15 protein-coding genes are annotated in these 16,826 nt (G+C 61.2%); 8 read left to right on the top strand and 7 right to left on the bottom strand.

Annotated features, from left to right (window positions below):
* Positions 1–66: 66 nt before the first annotated feature.
* The 4 genes from ABIE40_RS02100 (at position 67) to ABIE40_RS02115 (ending at position 4,423) form a co-directional block, all read left to right on the top strand.
* Complete coding sequence (locus ABIE40_RS02100; RefSeq protein WP_199626084.1) at positions 67–1,209, top strand: MFS transporter; 1,143 nt, start codon at positions 67–69, stop codon at positions 1,207–1,209.
* Positions 1,210–1,289: 80 nt separating this feature from the next.
* Complete coding sequence (gene pyrC / locus ABIE40_RS02105; RefSeq protein ID WP_199626085.1) at positions 1,290–2,330, top strand: dihydroorotase; 1,041 nt, start codon at positions 1,290–1,292, stop codon at positions 2,328–2,330.
* A gap of 188 nt (positions 2,331–2,518) precedes the next feature.
* Positions 2,519–3,700 carry a GGDEF domain-containing protein gene (locus ABIE40_RS02110; RefSeq protein WP_199626086.1) on the top strand — a complete coding sequence of 394 codons (1,182 nt, stop codon included), beginning with the start codon at positions 2,519–2,521 and terminating at the stop codon, positions 3,698–3,700.
* Positions 3,701–3,886: 186 nt separating this feature from the next.
* Positions 3,887–4,423, top strand: coding sequence for a glyoxalase superfamily protein (locus ABIE40_RS02115; protein WP_199626087.1), 537 nt, complete (start codon positions 3,887–3,889; stop codon positions 4,421–4,423).
* A 34-nt stretch (positions 4,424–4,457) separates the two neighbouring features.
* Here the strand turns inward: ABIE40_RS02115 and ABIE40_RS02120 are convergent, their stop codons facing one another.
* Positions 4,458–4,940, bottom strand: coding sequence for an anthrone oxygenase family protein (locus ABIE40_RS02120; RefSeq protein ID WP_199626088.1), 483 nt, complete (start codon positions 4,938–4,940; stop codon positions 4,458–4,460).
* 92 nt (positions 4,941–5,032) lie between these two features.
* Here ABIE40_RS02120 and ABIE40_RS02125 point away from each other — a divergent pair, with 92 nt between their 5' ends.
* Positions 5,033–5,683, top strand: coding sequence for a TetR/AcrR family transcriptional regulator (locus tag ABIE40_RS02125; protein ID WP_199626089.1), 651 nt, complete (start codon positions 5,033–5,035; stop codon positions 5,681–5,683).
* Here the strand turns inward: ABIE40_RS02125 and ABIE40_RS02130 are convergent.
* Positions 5,680–6,582 carry a GGDEF domain-containing protein gene (locus tag ABIE40_RS02130; RefSeq protein ID WP_112713603.1) on the bottom strand — a complete coding sequence of 301 codons (903 nt, stop codon included), beginning with the start codon at positions 6,580–6,582 and terminating at the stop codon, positions 5,680–5,682. The genes ABIE40_RS02125 and ABIE40_RS02130 overlap by 4 nt on opposite strands.
* 332 nt (positions 6,583–6,914) lie before the next feature.
* Between ABIE40_RS02130 and ABIE40_RS02135 the strand changes: the two genes are divergently transcribed.
* Positions 6,915–7,610 carry an orotate phosphoribosyltransferase gene (locus tag ABIE40_RS02135; RefSeq protein ID WP_199626090.1) on the top strand — a complete coding sequence of 232 codons (696 nt, stop codon included), beginning with the start codon at positions 6,915–6,917 and terminating at the stop codon, positions 7,608–7,610.
* A gap of 61 nt (positions 7,611–7,671) precedes the next feature.
* Positions 7,672–8,598 carry a carbohydrate kinase family protein gene (locus tag ABIE40_RS02140; protein ID WP_199626091.1) on the top strand — a complete coding sequence of 309 codons (927 nt, stop codon included), beginning with the start codon at positions 7,672–7,674 and terminating at the stop codon, positions 8,596–8,598.
* Here ABIE40_RS02140 and ABIE40_RS02145 read toward each other — a convergent pair.
* The 3 genes from ABIE40_RS02145 to ABIE40_RS02155 all read right to left on the bottom strand — a co-directional run bounded on the left by ABIE40_RS02145 (position 8,543) and on the right by ABIE40_RS02155 (position 13,273).
* On the bottom strand, positions 8,543–9,403 hold the full coding sequence (locus tag ABIE40_RS02145; RefSeq protein WP_199626092.1) for an alpha/beta fold hydrolase: 861 nt from the start codon (positions 9,401–9,403) through the stop codon (positions 8,543–8,545). The two genes, ABIE40_RS02140 and ABIE40_RS02145, sit on opposite strands and share 56 nt — an antisense overlap.
* Before the next feature lie 117 nt (positions 9,404–9,520).
* The gene (pgi, locus tag ABIE40_RS02150) at positions 9,521–11,146 is read right to left on the bottom strand and encodes a glucose-6-phosphate isomerase (protein WP_199626093.1); all 1,626 of its coding nucleotides are present in this window, start codon (positions 11,144–11,146) and stop codon (positions 9,521–9,523) included.
* Positions 11,147–11,572: 426 nt separating this feature from the next.
* The gene (locus ABIE40_RS02155; protein WP_199626094.1) at positions 11,573–13,273 is read right to left on the bottom strand and encodes a long-chain fatty acid--CoA ligase; all 1,701 of its coding nucleotides are present in this window, start codon (positions 13,271–13,273) and stop codon (positions 11,573–11,575) included.
* Between the two features lie 233 nt (positions 13,274–13,506).
* Here ABIE40_RS02155 and ABIE40_RS02160 point away from each other — a divergent pair, with 233 nt between their 5' ends.
* The gene (locus ABIE40_RS02160; protein ID WP_112714372.1) at positions 13,507–13,899 is read left to right on the top strand and encodes a PRC-barrel domain-containing protein; all 393 of its coding nucleotides are present in this window, start codon (positions 13,507–13,509) and stop codon (positions 13,897–13,899) included.
* A 57-nt stretch (positions 13,900–13,956) separates the two neighbouring features.
* Here ABIE40_RS02160 and ABIE40_RS02165 read toward each other — a convergent pair whose 3' ends face one another.
* Positions 13,957–16,398 (bottom strand): glycoside hydrolase family 2 protein, encoded by a 2,442-nt coding sequence (locus tag ABIE40_RS02165; RefSeq protein ID WP_199626095.1) that lies wholly within the window; start codon positions 16,396–16,398, stop codon positions 13,957–13,959.
* Between the two features lie 10 nt (positions 16,399–16,408).
* Positions 16,409–16,804, bottom strand: coding sequence for a VOC family protein (locus ABIE40_RS02170; RefSeq protein WP_199626096.1), 396 nt, complete (start codon positions 16,802–16,804; stop codon positions 16,409–16,411).
* Positions 16,805–16,826: the final 22 nt, after the last annotated feature.

Raw genomic sequence — 16,826 nt, forward strand, 5'->3', positions numbered from 1 at the left:
ATGCTCCGATCCTATCTTGCTTTTGCACGCCAGAACCCCCGGCTCCTCGGTTACGCGGTCATCCTGATGATCCTGTCGAGCGCCGGGCAGACATTCTTCTTCTCGCTATTTTCTGAAGCGTTCCGCGGCCACTACGCGCTCACTGACGGCAATCTGGGAACAGTGTTTGCCATTGCGACTTTCGCGTCGGCCCTGGCGCTGCCCTATCTCGGCCAGAAAATCGACAGGGTAAGCCTTCGCAGCTTCACGCTCGGTGCCGGCCTGTTGCTCGGTACAGCCTGCGCGATGATTGCCCTCTCGCCCGCATCGGTTCTCTTCTTTGCCGTCTGCCTCTTCCTGCTTCGGCTGGCCGGTCAGGGCTTGATGGTTCACACGGCAATGACGTCGATGGTCCGGTTCTTCCCGGCCGACAGCGGAAAGGCGATGGCCGTCGTCAGCCTCGCCTATTCGGCCGCGTTGGTCTTCATTCCGGCCGTTGCGGTTGCCGTCATGGGCGTCGCCGGTTGGCGGGGGACGTGGCTGCTGACGGGCGTAGCCGTCGCTCTCGGTGTCTGCGCAGCATGCCTGCTGCTATCGCGGGATGATGCGTCCGGCAATGCGGCGAAGACCAGTGTTCAGGCGGCGAAGCCGCAAGCAGCCCGGCCGAAGCTCGCATTGATGCTGCTCCTGTGTCCGACGATGCTGGCGGTCTCCTTCATCCTCACGGCAATGATCTTCCATCAGGCAGTCCTTGCCGCAGAAAAGGGTTGGCCGCTCGAATGGCTGGCGGCCTGCTTTTCCGTTTTTGCCATCGCCCAGGCGGCGACATCGGTTCTCGTGGCACCCGTCATCGATAGGATCCGCGCCGTCCGCATCCTGCCGGTCTTCCTCTTGCCGCTCGCACTAGGGCTGAGCCTGATCGCACTCTTCGACGGCTTCTGGGCGGCGCCCGTCTATATGGGCCTCCTCGGCATGTCCGCCGCGATCGATCTGAAGCTCGGCACCATTCTCTGGGCCGATCTCTTCGGCGCCGGGCAGTTCGGCTATGTCCGCTCGCGCTTCGAGGCGATCCGGATCGTCGTTACCGGCGGCGCTCCGCTGGTGGCCGGAAAGCTGCTGGATGCCGGCATTCCGCTCGCGAGCCAGGCCGCGGCATACGCATGCTATGCCGTCTGCGCCTCTGCTTTGGCCGGTATCGTCGGCCGGTTTGCGGCCGTCGCTCACAAGTGATTGCGGCCCCGTCTAAACGGTTGTTTCCATCGGCCTGTTGATGCTATCGAAGCGCCACCCGCAGCGCTCCGGAGGCTCCCATGCAATCGATCACCATCCGCCGTCCCGATGACTGGCATCTGCATCTGCGCGATGGCGCCATGCTGGAGGGGGTGATCGGCGATACCAGCCGTGATTTTGCGCGTGCCATCATCATGCCGAACCTCGTGCCTCCCGTCGTCACGACGACGGACGCGCGCGCCTATCGCGAGCGGATCATGAAGGCTCTGCCTGCAAGCGACCGGTTCGAGCCGCTGATGACCCTCTACCTGACGGAGCATACCAGCGCCGATGATGTCGAAGAGGGCAAGAAGAGCGGGCTGATTACCGCGGTGAAGCTCTATCCGGCCGGCGCCACCACCAATTCGCATGGCGGCGTGCGCGATATGGACAAGGCGATGCCGGTTCTGGAGCGCATGGCGAAGATCGGCCTGCCGCTTTGCGTCCACGGCGAAGTCACGACGCCTGAAATCGACATCTTCGACCGCGAAGCCGTGTTCATCGAAACCGTGCTCGATCCGCTGCGCAAGCGTCTGCCGGAACTGAAGGTGACGATGGAGCATGTGACGACGGCCGATGGCATCGACTACATCAAGTCGTCCAAGGCCAATCTGGCCGGCTCGATCACCACGCATCACCTGATCATCAATCGCAATGCTATCCTCGTCGGCGGCATCCGCCCGCATTATTATTGCCTGCCGGTCGCCAAGCGCGAGAACCATCGCCTGGCGCTGCGCGCCGCCGCCGTCAGCGGCGATCCGCGCTTCTTCCTGGGAACGGATTCCGCGCCGCATGTCGATCCGCTGAAGGAATGCGCCTGTGGCTGCGCCGGTATCTATACCTCCATCAATACGATGAGCTGCGTGGCGCATGTCTTCGAGCAGGAGAACGCGCTCGACAAGCTCGAAGCCTTCGTCTCGCTGAATGGTCCGGCCTGGTACGGCCTGCAGCCGAATGAAGAGAAGATCACGCTGGTCAAGCGCGAAGACGCGATCACGTTTCCGTCAAAAATCGAGACAGGCGCGGGCCCGGTCACGGTCTTCGATCCGATGTTCCCGCTTCATTGGGACGTAAAGCGCTGAATAAAGCGCGAAAACTGTCAATTTCGGCGGGTATTCCCGCCGCTTTTACTGTGCAATTGTTACCGCTCTAACATTCGTGTTCGCGGTCCATGATTTTTTAACAGAATGCGTAAGACATTCGTCACCAGTGGCACGATAGCCTGTGGACGGATTATTGGGCGCGGCAGGAGCCGCGGAGTTACCAAAGCATGATGCTGGATTATAATTCCCTTCTGCTGGCGCTCGGCGTTTCAGCAACGTGTCTGGCTGTGACCCTGATGGGCAGCTGGTTCGCACGGCGTGCGGAAACCTTCCTGCTCACATGCACCTGCGGCCTCGTGCTCGTCGTCAGCGGCATCTTCGTCTACAGCATCTATGTCTCGTCGCCCGGCATTGTCATGGGTGTTGCGAGCTTCGTGCTCTTCCAGGCGGGCTTTGCCGCCATCTGGGGCGCAGGCTATCAGTTTCGCACCAACCGTCTGCCGCTCGCGGGAATCCTGACCCGTGCATTGTCGGCCATGCTGCTGCCGGTGGGCGCGATGGCGACAGGGTATGACGGCCTCGGCTTCATCGCCGACAACACCTCGATCACCCTGCTGCTGCTGGCGACCGCTCTTCAATACTGGCGGGCAAGAGCCGAGGCGCCCGCGCCGATCATGGGCATCACGGTGCTCTACACGCTGACGGGCATATCCTTTGCGCTATGCGCCGCCGTGCTGATCTGGGACGGCAAGCTGGTGCTGGGTGCCGCGCCCAACAATTGGGCCGAGGATCTGAGCCTCGCCGTCTGCATTGCCAGCATGACCGGCATCGGCGCCTTATCGCTGGCGCTGCACCAGTGGCGGCTTGCCGCCCGACACCGCCAGGAGGCGATCACCGATTCTCTGACCGGCCTTCTCAATCGCCGCGCGCTCTTCGATCGTCATGGCGAGCGCCAGATGGGTTCGTCGACCGCCGTCATCATCTTCGATCTCGATCATTTCAAGTCGATCAACGACCGCCATGGTCATGCCGCCGGTGACCGCGTTCTCAAGATCTTTGCCGGCGAACTCGCCGCCCATTGCCGCTCGGGCGATACCGCTGCCCGTCTTGGCGGTGAAGAATTCGCGCTCGTTCTCAAGGAGATCATGCCCGGCCGCGCCGAGATGATCGCCGAGCGCATCCGCCGTACCTTCGAGGAACGTGAGATCTATATCGATGACGAAGTGCTGAAATGCACCGTCTCGATCGGTGTCGCGCCCGGCCGTGCGGCGCCGATGGATTTCGATACCATGCTCAGTGAGGCCGACAAGGCGCTCTATGCTGCCAAGCGCGCCGGGCGCAACCGCGTCGAGCTCGCAAACCACCTGCAGGCGGTTCCGGCCGCGCCCTCGGTGCGCAGCGCCTCTTGATCATCCGGCACGAGTTGCTAATGTCGGGACTGGCCGGATGCAGCCAGCCGTCCCGCGGCGCGCAAGCGCTAAGGTGAATGCATCCAGATGAAATCCTTCACATCCTTGCCAATGGCAAACGATGGCGAACGGGTCAGCAGACGCGGGCACTGATCTTCCTGTTCGCTGCCGATGGAAGGATGAACCATGCGCGATTTTCGCGATGCCAAGATCATGGCAAAAGCACTGCGGCAAGCGCTGGCTTGCCGCGATATTTCCCTCACCCATAGCGAGACATTGGAGATCGTGGCCCGGCAATTCGGCTTCGACCAATGGAATATCCTCGCCGCCAAGCTGGACGAGGCGGAAGGCTCGAGTTCAGCGATTGCGCTGGAGCCGCCGATCCCGATCTTCCGCATCTTCGATGTCGCAAAGGCCATGGAATTCTATTGCGGCTTCCTCGGCTTCACGCTCGATTGGGAACACCGCTTCGGCGAGAACTTCCCGCTCTATTGCCAGGTTTCGCGCGGCAAGCTGATCATGCATCTCAGCGAGCATTCCGGCGATGCGAGCCCCGGTGCCAAGGCATTCGTGTGGATGACAGGCGTGCGCGCCTTCCAGGCAGAACTGTCGGCCAAGGACTATCGCTACATGAAGCCGGGGATCGAGGACGCGCCCTGGGGGCTTGAGATGACGGTCACCGATCCGTTCAGCAACCGGATCGCCTTCTGTGAAAAGAAGTGACGGTGAGGGCGGGATGAATGCCCTCCCGCCTCATTCAAAGGATCATCAGTGCGCGAACAAAGGCGATGGCGGAAGCCAGCGACGCCACCGTGCGCACATGGTTCCACCAGGTCCAGTCGCTCAGATAGCGATCCCAGAGCGCTACGGCGTCACTGCCGTTGCCGCTGACATTCGCCAAGGCGTCGTTCATCGGCACGTTGAAGGCAATGGTGGAGATGAAGCAGGCGACGATATAGGCGGCCGCACCGCCGATCATCCAGATGCTGGCACTCCCCCGCCAATCCATGAAGGCCATGACCGCAATCGTGATGCAGAGGATCGCGACCGGGATGAACAGCAGCATGAAGGGTGAGCGCACGATCGTCACGTTGATCGAGTTCATTGCCGCGATACCCTGCTCGGGCGGGATACGCGCAAAGGCCGTCATGATGAAAGTCGAGAAGGCGAAGAATATGCCGGCGATCAGGCCGCTGCCGATCGCCGCGGCGACGAGCAGGATGGGAAGAATGAATGCCATGGCGAAACTCCTCCATAAAATAAGAGAAAATCTCTCATTTGCAAAATGAGATAAACTCTCTTATTTTCGTTGTCAACCGAGGAGGGATGCGCATGGACGACAAGACGCCGGTGCGGCGCAGGCGGCAAGCCGTGCCCGTGGGGCAACCCCGGCGTATCCCGAGCCAGCAGCGCGGCCGCGATCGCTTTGAGAAGATTCTGGCTGTGGCTGCCGAACTGATCGAGAAGAACGGCAGCGATGCCCTGAAGATGAGCGAGATCGTCGAGAAGGCGGAGCTCTCCTTCGGCGCCCTCTATCAGTATTTCCCGGACAAGACCTCGATCATTCGCACCCTTGCCGAACGCTTCAACGAAGAGGGCAGGCGGTGCGTCGAGGAGGAGCTGTCGAAGGTTACGGATGCCGCCTCGCTGCACCGGGCGCTCGGCACGATCACCGACGAATACTACCGCTTCTTCCGCCGCGAGCCTGTCATGCGCGATATCTGGCATGCGACGCAGGCAGACCGTTTGCTGCGAGCCGTCGATGCCGAAGACATGGAGTTTCATGCGCAGGCGCTGTTCTCGGTGCTGAAGCGCCTCTGGCCCGGACGGAGGGAAAGTGACCTGCTGCCCGCCGCGCGGCTGCTGATGCAGCTCTTGGCGGCGGCCGTGCGCTATGCGATCTCGCTGGATGATGAGGAGGGGGAGACGGCGATCGCGCTCTACAAGAAGATGCTGCCCGCCGATCTCGAGCGCTTGGTCTAGCTCGCGACGCTTTCGCCGGAGACCGAGCGGGCTGCCGCCCAGTGCACGGCGTTGCGGCCATTGTTCTTTGCCGAATAGAGCTTCCGGTCTGCTGCCGTCAGCATCACCTTCAAGCTCTCGCTCTTGGGGTCACCACGATAGACGCCGAAGCTTGCGGTCACGCGTCCGGCCGGAAGCGGCCCGATCGCCTTGGCGGCCAGTTCCTTGCGCAGCCGGTCGGCAATGGCGATCGCCGCCGTGGTGCCGGTCCTTGGCAGAACCAGGCAGAATTCCTCGCCGCCGATGCGGGCGGCGATATCGTAGGGCCGAAGATTGTGCTGGATCGTCGCGCCCGCCGCCATCAGCACCTGGTCGCCGACATCGTGGCCGAATTCGTCGTTGATCGATTTGAAATGGTCGAGGTCGAAGACGACGACGCTGATTGCCGTGCTCTCGCGTGCCGCCCGGGCGATCTCCATCGAGCCGATATCCTTCAGCCAGCGGCGATTGCCGAGGCCGGTGAGAACATCTGTCGTCGCCTGGCGGCGCAGCTGCGAGAGAGTGGCGTCCAGCTCGACAATGAGAACCGAAATGCCGTTGGTGACGACACCGACCTCGTCCGTGCGCTTGCTGCGCACCGGCTTGACCGCGCCGGTGGCGCGATAGGTCTCCACAGTCTTTGCGATCTCATGCAACGGCTTGATCAGCATCCAGACCGATGCCAGGCAGAACGCCGTGCCGATGAGCGTGGCGCCCAACACAGTTCCAAGCACCGGGATGGCTTCGCTGCGAAAGCCGGTGACGAGGTAGGTGATGAGGGCGAGTAGGGGGATATGCGTCGATGCAAAGCATATTGAGAAAATCTTGAAAGTGAGTGACGCGTTGAACTTCTGAGTGATTTCGGACACCGCCAGATTCATTCCGGACTCCTTGCACGGCTTTCAGAACCGCGCAGAAATTGGCCCGCCAGGTGTTTTTCAAATCCTAAGGCATCCATTAGAATTTTAGCGAATACCGGTGGTTTGCCGGTCCGGTAAGGCCAAAAGCCTTGGTTCCCAATATTTATCAGTAGGTCCTTAAATTTGCGCGGATTTGTGGAAAAAATCGAGGGCGCTACGCTGCGAACGCGCTATGGTTTTGCCGCTCCGGATGGCGCTCGCGCCCGCGTCGAACGTGCAAAAAGTTCCGGCACTGGAAAGATTTTTTCGTTGCTGCTATTGCCGCATAGCACCGTAAGCCGAAGGAGAGAGCCATGACCAAGACGACATTTCCCGACCGCGCCATTATGGCGGAACTCCTTGCCAAGATGCTCTGGGAAATCAAGGCGGTCCACTTCAACGCCGAGCAGCCCTATAAGCTCGCCTCCGGCATGGCCAGCCCCGTCTATATCGATTGCCGCAAGCTGCTCTCCTATCCGCGCGTCCGCTCGGCGGTGATGGATTTCGCCGCTAGCGTCATCACTCGCGACGCCGGCTTCGAGCGCTTCGATTGCATCGCCGGTGGCGAGACGGCCGGTATCCCTTTCGCAGCGCTCTTGGCAGATCGCCTCAGCCTGCCGATGATCTATGTTCGCAAGAAGCCGAAGGGTCACGGCCGTAATGCCCAGATCGAGGGTCATATGCCCGAGGGGTCGCGCGTTCTCGTTATCGAGGACCTGACGACCGCCGGCGGCAGCATGTTCACCTTCATCGATGCGATCCGCGCAGCCGGCGGCATCGTCGATCACGGCATGGCGCTCTTCTATTACGGCATCTTTAATGAAGGCGCCTTGCGCTTTGCCGATGGCAAGGTGAAGCTCCACCATATCGCCACCTGGCGCAACGTTCTGGCTGTTGCCAAGGAGCAGAAGCTGTTTGACGAAAAGACGCTGAGCGAAGTGGAGTCCTTCCTGGACGCGCCGCTTGCCTGGTCTGGCCGGAACGGTGGCGTAAGTGAGCTTTCGCTCTAGCCTTTTGACAAAAGCTCACTTATTGGATTGAGGCAACAAGAGCCTTCTGGGAGGAATTGCGATGATTTTGTGCTGTGGCGAAGCGCTGATCGACATGCTGCCGCGTGAGACGACGCTGGGTGAAAAGGGCTTTGCGCCCTATGCCGGCGGCGCGATCTTCAACACCGCGATCGCGCTCGGCCGCCTGGGCGTGCCGACTGCCTTTTTCACCGGCATTGCCGATGACATGATGGGCGAAATCCTGCTCGGCACCCTGAAGGCCAGCAATGTCGATTACAGCCCCTGCGCAATCACGCCGCGGCCCTCGACCATCGCCTTCGTGAAACTCGTCAACGGCCAGGCGACCTACGCCTTCTACGACGAGGGCACCGCAGGGCGCATGATCACCATCGATGATCTTCCTGTTCTTGGCGACGATTGCGAAGCGCTGCATTTCGGCGCCATCAGCCTGATCCCGAGCCCCTGTGGCGAGACCTATGAGGCACTGCTCGATCGCGAAGCTGCCAAGCGCGTCATCTCGCTCGATCCGAACATCCGCCCGGGCTTCATCAAGAACAAGGAAGCCCACATGGCGCGCATCAAGCGCATGGCCTCCAAGTCGGATATCCTGAAATTCTCGGATGAGGATCTGGAGTGGTTCGGCCTCGAAGGCAGCCACGACGATCTCGCTGCCTACTGGCTGAAGCACGGTGCCAAGCTTGTGGTCATCACCAAGGGCGCCGAGGGTGCATCCGGCTACACCAACGAGCGCAAGGTGACCGTTCCAAGCGAACGCGTCACCGTCGTCGATACCGTCGGTGCCGGCGACACGTTCGATGCCGGCGTCTTGGCGTCGCTGAAGATGGACAACCTGCTGACCAAGGCCCAGGTCGCCTCGCTCGATGAGACGGCGCTTCGCAACGCGCTGGCGCTCGGCGCCAAGGCGGCTGCGGTTACCGTGTCGCGTGCCGGCGCCAATCCGCCTTGGGCACGCGAGATCGGTCTCTGAGATCAGGTCCACGCTTGAGAAAGCGCAGGATTTCTTCATTGAAGAGAGCGGGTCGCTGCAGCGGCGCAAAATGACTGACGCCTGGTATCAGAGTGAACTCGGCGTCAGGGATTGTCTCCGCGAGATAATCCATATGTTCACGGCGGATGAACTCGTCGCTTTCCCCGATCGCAATAGTGACCGGCACTTTGATCGCCGCTAGCTCTGCCGCCGTATAATTCGGCTCGCTCTGCATCATCTTCCCCACATCTGCGACGAAAGCCTCGAAACCGTCGGGCGTTGCCGAAAGCGCCTGATAGTCCTTCCGGTGACGGCTGAAGCAGCGGTCGATGACAGGCGTCGGATGGAACTCGAGCGTTCCAGTCGCATCCATATTGCAGGCGAAGAAGAACACGCCCGAGACGCGCTCCGGATGCCGGTCGGCAAGGATCAGCGCCGTACACGCGCCGTCGCTCCAGCCGATGACTGATGCCTGCTCAATCTCCAGACGATCCAGCACAGCAAGCACGTCCTCAGACATCAGCACATAGCTGAACGGCCGGTCGTCGCGCGTGCTTCGGCCATGGCCCCGGCTGTCGATGACGATGACGCGATATCCGGCATCGACGAGGGCCGGCACCTGATAGCCCCAGTTCCCGGCATTCCCGAGCCCGCCATGCAGCAGGATCACCGCCGGACCGGCGCCGTAGCTGGCATACCAGATCTCAGCACCGTCATTCGAAACCCGGCCTTCCGCGCCGGAGGCGGGGAGCGGCTCGGCGCCGTCTTGATCGAATTTGAAAAGCTCGTCGTCGGCGAATTCCATGGGCAATCTCCTCGTGCATTTCCCATAGGACGAATAGATGTCCCATCATTCGACAGCATCAAACAAAAAAGCCCACCCGCGCTGGCGGATGGGCTCGATAAGCGATCGAAAGGTGCCTTACTTGGCGAGCTTTGCCAGAGCAGCGACGAGACCTTGCGTCGAGGAATCGTGGCCTGCAGCGCTTTCCTTGCCTTCGACGACAGGCAGCAGCCCCGTCGCCAGTTCCTTCCCGAGCTCGACGCCCCACTGATCGAAGGAGTTGATGCGGAAGAGCACGCCTTCGACGAAGACGCGGTGCTCATAGAGCGCGATCAGGCGGCCGAGCGCATAGGGCGTCAGCTTGTCATAGACGAAAGTGATCGACGGGCGGTTGCCGGTGAAGACGCGGTGGGGGGCGATGAAATCGGCCTTCTTGTCTTCCATGCCCTTGTCGGTGAGCTGCTTCTTGGCTTCCTCGAAGGTACGGCCCTTCATCAGCGCTTCCGACTGGGCGAGAACGTTTGCCATCAGCAGCTGGTGCTGATGACGCAGCTCGGGCTCGAAGGCATTGGCGGCGATCATGAATTCTGCCGGAATAATGCTCGTGCCCTGGTGGATCAGCTGGTAGAAGGCGTGCTGGCCGTTGGTGCCTGGTTCACCCCAGACCACCGGACCGGAATTGCCGTCAACTGGCGTTCCATCGATCGTCACGCCCTTGCCGTTCGATTCCATGTCGAGCTGCTGCAGATAGGCCGGGAAGCGCGACAGGCGCTGGTCATAAGGCAGCACGGCGCGCGTCGGATAGCCAAGAACATTGCGATGGTAGAAGCCGATCAGGCCGAGCAGCATCGGCAGGTTTTCGGTAATCGGAGCCTGACGGAAGTGATTGTCGACGGCATGGGCGCCATCGAGGAACTTGCCGAAATTCTCGGGGCCGATAGCGATCATGATCGGCAGGCCGATGGCAGACCACAGCGAGTAGCGGCCGCCGACCCAATCCCAGAAGCCGAAGACCCGCTCGCTGCCGATGCCGAAAGCGGCGACCTTGTCGAGTGCGGTGGAAACGGCGGCGAAATGGTGCTGAACCGCAGCGTCACCGAGAGCCTTGGCGATGAAGTTGCGCGCGGTCTGCGCGTTGGTCATAGTCTCGACCGTCGTGAAGGTCTTCGAAGCGATGATGAACAGCGTGGTTTCAGGCTGAACGAGCTTCAGCGTGTCGGCAATGTGCGCGCCGTCGATGTTGGACACGAAATGCGCACGCGGACCGTCATGGAAAGGCGCCAGCGCCAGCGTCGCCATCACCGGACCGAGATCCGAGCCGCCGATACCGATATTGACGACATCGGTGATCTTCTTGCCAGTCGCGCCCTTCAGCGCGCCCGAGCGGATGCCATCGGCAAATTTGCCCATGGCGGCGAGCACCGAGTTGACGTCAGGCATGACGTCCTTGCCGTCGACGAGCACCGGCGTGTTGGAGCGGTTGCGCAGCGCGGTGTGCAGCACGGCGCGATCTTCGGTGAAGTTGATCGCCTTGCCGGAGAACATCTCGTCACGCTTCTTCGCGACGCCGCCTTCTTCGGCGAGCTTGACGAGCAGCGCCAGGATCTCGTCATTCACCGCGGTCTTCGAATAGTCCATCAGGAGATCGTCGAGGGAGGCGGTAAAGCGCGAGAAGCGGTTGGGATCGGCGGCGAAGGCAGCGCGGATATCGGTGGCTTTGGTGGCTGCCGCAGTGCTCTTCAGCTTTTCGACGATGGCATTCATGGGAGGCTCCTTTGGAGGCGGAGAGGGTTGCGGAAACTATTCGCTTTGTAGGGCGCAAATCAAGTTCAGCCACAAGCTGCCTGCAAAAAATGACACAAGTTGTGCCGCGCTTGATGAAAAGGGAGAGTGTGGGTATATTTGGGGAGTGGCAGGCGGAGTTCGAGCTCCGCCTGCCGTTGCCTATGACTTTTGGATTGTGACCCGGACCGAGATCGACCAGCTCGTCCGGGTTTTCCTTACCATAAGCGTGACGCTCAGCGGTTTACACCACATCACACCACCTCCGTTTCTAGTGGCAAGGCTCTTGCCGAAGCCGGTGTGGCCCATCCTCACCGGTGGGTCGGCTGGTCTCGACCCCTGCTGCTTCTGCCCAGAAACGGCATGATCAAATCACACCTTATGGTTGCTTTCAATTGCGTGTGAGGATCAACCGCGCAGATCCTTGCGCAGGATCTTCCCGACCGGACTCTTGGGCAGCTCGTCACGGAATTCGATGATCCGCGGCCGCTTGTAGTTCGTGAGGTTCTCGGCGCAGTGCGCCTTCACTTCGGCCTCCGTCAGGTTGGGATCCTTGCGCACTACGAAGAGCTTGACCGTCTCGCCGGAATGGCCATCCGGAACGCCGACCGCGGCAGCCTCGAGAATGCCCGGGTGCATGGCCGCCACTTCCTCGATTTCGTTCGGATAGACGTTGAAGCCGGAGACGAGGATCATGTCCTTCTTACGGTCGACGATTTTGGTATAGCCACGCTCGTCCATGAAGCCCATGTCGCCGGTCCGGAAATAGCCGTCCGGGGTCATCACGCGCGCCGTCTCCTCCGGCTTGTTCCAGTAGCCGGCCATCACCTGCGGTCCGCGGATGCAGATCTCGCCGATTTCGCCGAGCGGCAGCGAATTGCCGTCCTCGTCGCGGATATCAAGTTCGGTCGAGGGGATCGGCAGGCCGATCGAGCCGGTGAATTCCGGGGAATCGAAGCGGTTGGCGGTGGCAACAGGCGACGTCTCCGAAAGACCATAGCCTTCGGTGATGTGCGAGCCGGTCATCTTCAGCCAGCGCTCCGCCACCGGCCGCTGCACGGCCATGCCGCCGCCGAGCGACATGACGAGCGACGAGAAGTCGAGCTTGGCGAACTCGGCATTGTTCATCAGCGCGTTGAAGAGCGTGTTGAGGCCGGGGAAGATATGGACATTGGCCTTGCTGAATTCCTTTACGAAGCCCGGAATGTCGCGCGGGTTGGCGATCAGGATGTTATGCGCGCCGAGCGACATGCCCATCAGCGAATTCACCGTCAGCGCGAAGATATGGTAGAGCGGCAGGGCGCAGAGGAAGTTCAGCACATCCGGCTGCTTCTTCTTGTCGAAGGCCGATTTCAGCCAGAGCTGCAGCTGCAGCTTGTTGGCGAGCAGGTTGCGATGCGTCAGGATCGCGCCCTTGGCAACGCCGGTCGTGCCGCCGGTATATTGCAGGAAGGCGATATCATCGCCGCTGAGCGTCGGGCGCTGCAGCGACCGTCCCGCACCTTCCGACAGAACCTGCTTGAAGGTCTTGTGCTGCGGGATCGACCAGGACGGCACGAGTTTCTTGACCTTGCGCACCACCAGATTGACGATCAGTCCCTTGGTGCCGAGCATCTCGCCGAGCGAGGTGACGACGACATGGCGAACGTCGGTCTTGACCAGGACCTGCTCCACCGTGCGGGCGAAATTCTCCAGCACAAAGATCGCTTTCGCGCCGGCATCGCGCAGCTGATGTTCGAGCTCGCGCGGCGTATAGAGCGGATTGACGTTCACGACTGTGAGGCCGGCGCGCAGGATGCCATAGACGGCAACCGGGTTCTGCAACACGTTCGGCATCATCACGGCGACGCGATCGCCCTTCTGCAGGCCGAGGCTTTGCAGCCAGGCGGCGACCTTGCGGGTCTGCACTTCGAGATCGCGATAGGTCAGCGCCTTCCCCATGCTGGAGAAGGCGACGCGATCGGCATAGCGCTCACAGGACTTTTCCAGCAGTTCGGCAACCGATTCGTATTCCAGCGGCGGAATTTCGGCCGGTACGATATCCGGATAGGTCGCGAGCCAGGGCTTCTGCCGCTTTTCGCCACCTGGATGCACGGAAATGCTGTTCATCGTGTCTCTCTCCCTATCCGGCCACGGTGCCGGTTCACGGCTGCCGGCCGGACGATCCTCCATCATCCTTGCGGGCAGCTTATGCCAATGGCCGAACGGTTCAAGCCGCTATAAGCGTTACACTAACTTTGACGTAAACGTCAACAATTCGCCTCCGTACATTTGAAACGGACGCGGGAACAATGATTCCGGCCTGGCGTTTTCCCATCATGCAAACAGCAAAGGAGCTGAAAATGCTTAATCAGGGTACAGACGCCAGCCGCCGCGATCCCAATGTCAAGGACACGCATTCGCTGATTGCCAGCGACCGCGTGGAAGGCACCCGCGTTTATGGCGCAGATGGCAAGCATATCGGCTCGATCGAGCGCTTGATCATCGGCAAGCGCGATGGCCGTGTCGCCTATGCCGTGCTGAGCTTCGGCGGCTTCCTGGGCATCGGTCACGATCACTATCCGCTGCCGTGGGAAAAGCTGAACTACGATACGCAACTCGACGGCTATCGCATCGATCTCACCAAGGAGCAGATCGAAGGCGCGCCGAGCTATGCGGACGATGACGACACCTGGTACAACGATAATGGCCGCCGTGTTTACGACTATTACGGTGTGCCGCCGTACTGGATGTAAGTCGTTCGCTAGGACGAGCCGGAAAGGGCCCCGCTGCATGCGGGGCCTTTTGGCGTCTTAGGGCAGGAGATCGTTGGCGCAGCGCAGGACGACGCCTTGCGTGATGTCTTCAGCCTTGAACGTCCTCCTGGTCCTGATCGAGAACGTATGGCTTTCGCCCGGCAGGAGAGTGATCAGCATGCTGTCGACGACGGCCGCGGGATCCAGCCGGTCGATCACCAGGCAGAGATCCTTCAGGAAAGTCCCCGCTGTGACCGTCACATTGACGCCATCGGCAGTGGCACTGACCGAAACCTTCATCTCAGGCTTCGGCAGTTTCAGATCGATATCCTCGACGAAATAGTGAAAGGCACGCTTGTCGAGCATCTGCACCACCACGACCTCGTTCGCCGCGTCGTCAGGCGTCGCAATGTCGTCCGCAAGCTCGAATTCCTTCGCTTCGAACCGGTCGCAGAGCAGCCGCCAGAATTCGAACTCGGCCAGCACCGTGCCATCGAGCCGAACGCGCTTGCCCGAGATTTTCGATCGCCAGAACAGCGTCCGCTCATTGACGGCAACGGCTGCGAGCTTGTCGCCACGCGGCTGGATGGTCAGCAGGCGCGGATCGAAAGCCTGCTGCATCGCATACCAGAGAGGCTTGCGCCGCCCGGCGGAATCGAGGGCTGCCCATGAGGTCACCGGCCAGCAATCGTTGAACTGCCAAACGATCGCGCCCTTGCAGATCGCCCGGTGCGAGCGCATGTGCTCGATCGCGAAGCGGATGGCGCGCGCCTGGTTGAGCTGCGTCGCGAAATGCCAGTCATCCATCGTGTCTGGCACCGGCAGGTGTCCGGCAAGGCCGCGGATCAGCTTCTCATTGCCCTGCGTCGCCTTCTGATGATGGAAGACGCCGTGCGATTGCGGCGTCAGCGGTGCATCATGCACGCTCTCCTCCAGCGTCGCCCAGTTCGGTGGCGCCTGCCAGCCGAATTCGGAGCAGAAGCGCGGGATATAGTTGCGGTAGACCTCCCAGCCCACATCGTTCCAGACATCCCAGATATGCTTGCAACCGTGACGATCGTCGTTCGGCTCGATATCCATCGTGCCGGAATAGGGGCTGCCGGGATAATAGGGCCTGTCAGGGTCGAGTTCGGCGCAGAGCTTCGGCAGAACATCGAGATAGTAGCCGAGGCCCCAGCTGACGCCGTCCTTGATGATCGGGCGCCAGCCCCATTCGTCGAAGCCCCAGATGTTCTCGTTATTGCCGTTCCAGACGATCAGTGAGGCATGCGGCATCAGGCGGACAACATTGTCGCGAACCTCGGCCTCCACTTCGCTGCGTAGCGGCTCCTCCTCAGGATAGGAGGCGCAGGCAAAGAGGAAATCCTGCCAGACCATCATGCCGGCCCGGTCGCAAGCCTCATAGAATTCGTCCCGCTCGAAGATGCCGCCGCCCCATACGCGCAGCAGATTGATATTGGCCGCCTTTGCCTCATCGATCCGTGCAGCATAGCGCTCGGCGGTGACGCGCGACGGGAAGCAATCGTCGGGGATCCAGTTGGCGCCGCAGGCAAAGAGCGGAACGTCGTTGACGACGAAGGTGAAGGCTGAGCCGTGCTCATCCGGCGCGGTGTCGAGGCGAACGGAGCGGAAGCCGATCTCCTTGGAATAGCTGTCCAGCATATGGCCGTCGCTATCGAGAAGTTCGATCAAGAGCGGATAGAGCGGCTGCCCGCCGAGATGATGTGGCCACCAGATCTGCGGTGAGGGAACCGTCACCTGGAAGCTTGCCTCGCCTGAAGCATCGACCTCGATCGTTCGCGAAACGCCACCGATCTGCGCAACGATCGAGCAGCCCGGACCGTCCTGCTCGGCAGCGATCTTCGCGTTGATCGTCACGACGCCATCACCCCCGGCAAGCGTCGCAGAAACACGAGTCTCCGTCAGGTGGGCGCGATCCCAGCTTTCAAGCCGCACCGGCTTCCAGATACCGGCCGTCACCAGCGTCGGACCCCAGTCCCAACCGAAGTTGCAGGCCATCTTGCGCATCAGGTTGCCGGGGCCGGGATAGTTGTTCGGCCGGTAGCCGTACTGCTTCTCCATCTCCGCGCCATAGGCATAGGCGGAATGGAAGGTGACGGTCAGGTCGTTCGCTCCGGCCTTGAGGCGGCTCGAGACGTCGAAGCGATGGGTGCGGTGTTGGTTGAAGGTCCGGCCGATCTCTTCGCCGTTCAGCCGGATCGTTGCGATCGTATCCAGCCCGTCGAAGACCAGCTCCTGCACCTTGCCGGCATCCGGCGCCGCATCGAAGCTGAGCCGGTAGATCCATTCGCAGCGGCCGATCCAGTCGTTGGTGATCTCGTTGACATCGAGATAGGGGTCCGGAATGAGGCGGGCCGCCAGCAGGTCGATATGGACGCAGCCGGGCACCGTAGCGAGGATGGTGTCGGGCAGTCCGGGCCGGGCTGTATCGTTGCAGGAAAGGGTCCATCCGGTGTGGAGCTCTGTTTTCTCGATCATGCGGATGCTCTTACTGGAAACGGCCGTGGCGCTGCAGGACTTCGATCTTGTAGCCGTCGGGATCGGTGATGAAGAAGAACAGGGCGAAGAGCTTACCGTCGCGGTTGAGCTCGACCAGCTTGCCCGGGTTGCGCCCGGCCTTCTCCAGCCGCGCGTGTTCGACAGCCACTTCATCGACGGAGACGGCGAGATGGCCATATCCGTCACCGAGATTGTAGGGCTCGATGCGGCCCTTGTTGACCGTCAGTTCCAGCTCGAAGCCGGTCTCGGGATTGCTCATGTAAATGAGCGTGAAGGTCTCGAAGTCGATGCGATCGGCAACCTTGAGGCCGAAGACCTTGCCGTAGAACTCGACGGATCGCGCCTCGTCGAGAACGCGGATCATGGAGTGGATCATCTTTGCCAAGGCGGCCTCCTATTGCCGTATC

The sequence above is a fragment of the Rhizobium sp. OAE497 genome (genome assembly GCF_040546565.1).
Classification (GTDB): Bacteria; Pseudomonadota; Alphaproteobacteria; order Rhizobiales; family Rhizobiaceae; genus Rhizobium.

Coding starts and splice junctions, on each gene's coding strand:
- ABIE40_RS02100 (WP_199626084.1), top strand. CDS start 67: ATGATCCTGTCGAGCGCCGGGCAGACATTCTTCTTCTCGCTATTTTCT.
- pyrC (WP_199626085.1), top strand. CDS start 1,290: ATGCAATCGATCACCATCCGCCGTCCCGATGACTGGCATCTGCATCTG.
- ABIE40_RS02110 (WP_199626086.1), top strand. CDS start 2,519: ATGATGCTGGATTATAATTCCCTTCTGCTGGCGCTCGGCGTTTCAGCA.
- ABIE40_RS02115 (WP_199626087.1), top strand. CDS start 3,887: ATGCGCGATTTTCGCGATGCCAAGATCATGGCAAAAGCACTGCGGCAA.
- ABIE40_RS02120 (WP_199626088.1), bottom strand. CDS start 4,940: ATGGCATTCATTCTTCCCATCCTGCTCGTCGCCGCGGCGATCGGCAGC.
- ABIE40_RS02125 (WP_199626089.1), top strand. CDS start 5,033: ATGGACGACAAGACGCCGGTGCGGCGCAGGCGGCAAGCCGTGCCCGTG.
- ABIE40_RS02130 (WP_112713603.1), bottom strand. CDS start 6,582: ATGAATCTGGCGGTGTCCGAAATCACTCAGAAGTTCAACGCGTCACTC.
- ABIE40_RS02135 (WP_199626090.1), top strand. CDS start 6,915: ATGACCAAGACGACATTTCCCGACCGCGCCATTATGGCGGAACTCCTT.
- ABIE40_RS02140 (WP_199626091.1), top strand. CDS start 7,672: ATGATTTTGTGCTGTGGCGAAGCGCTGATCGACATGCTGCCGCGTGAG.
- ABIE40_RS02145 (WP_199626092.1), bottom strand. CDS start 9,403: ATGGAATTCGCCGACGACGAGCTTTTCAAATTCGATCAAGACGGCGCC.
- pgi (WP_199626093.1), bottom strand. CDS start 11,146: ATGAATGCCATCGTCGAAAAGCTGAAGAGCACTGCGGCAGCCACCAAA.
- ABIE40_RS02155 (WP_199626094.1), bottom strand. CDS start 13,273: ATGAACAGCATTTCCGTGCATCCAGGTGGCGAAAAGCGGCAGAAGCCC.
- ABIE40_RS02160 (WP_112714372.1), top strand. CDS start 13,507: ATGCTTAATCAGGGTACAGACGCCAGCCGCCGCGATCCCAATGTCAAG.
- ABIE40_RS02165 (WP_199626095.1), bottom strand. CDS start 16,398: ATGATCGAGAAAACAGAGCTCCACACCGGATGGACCCTTTCCTGCAAC.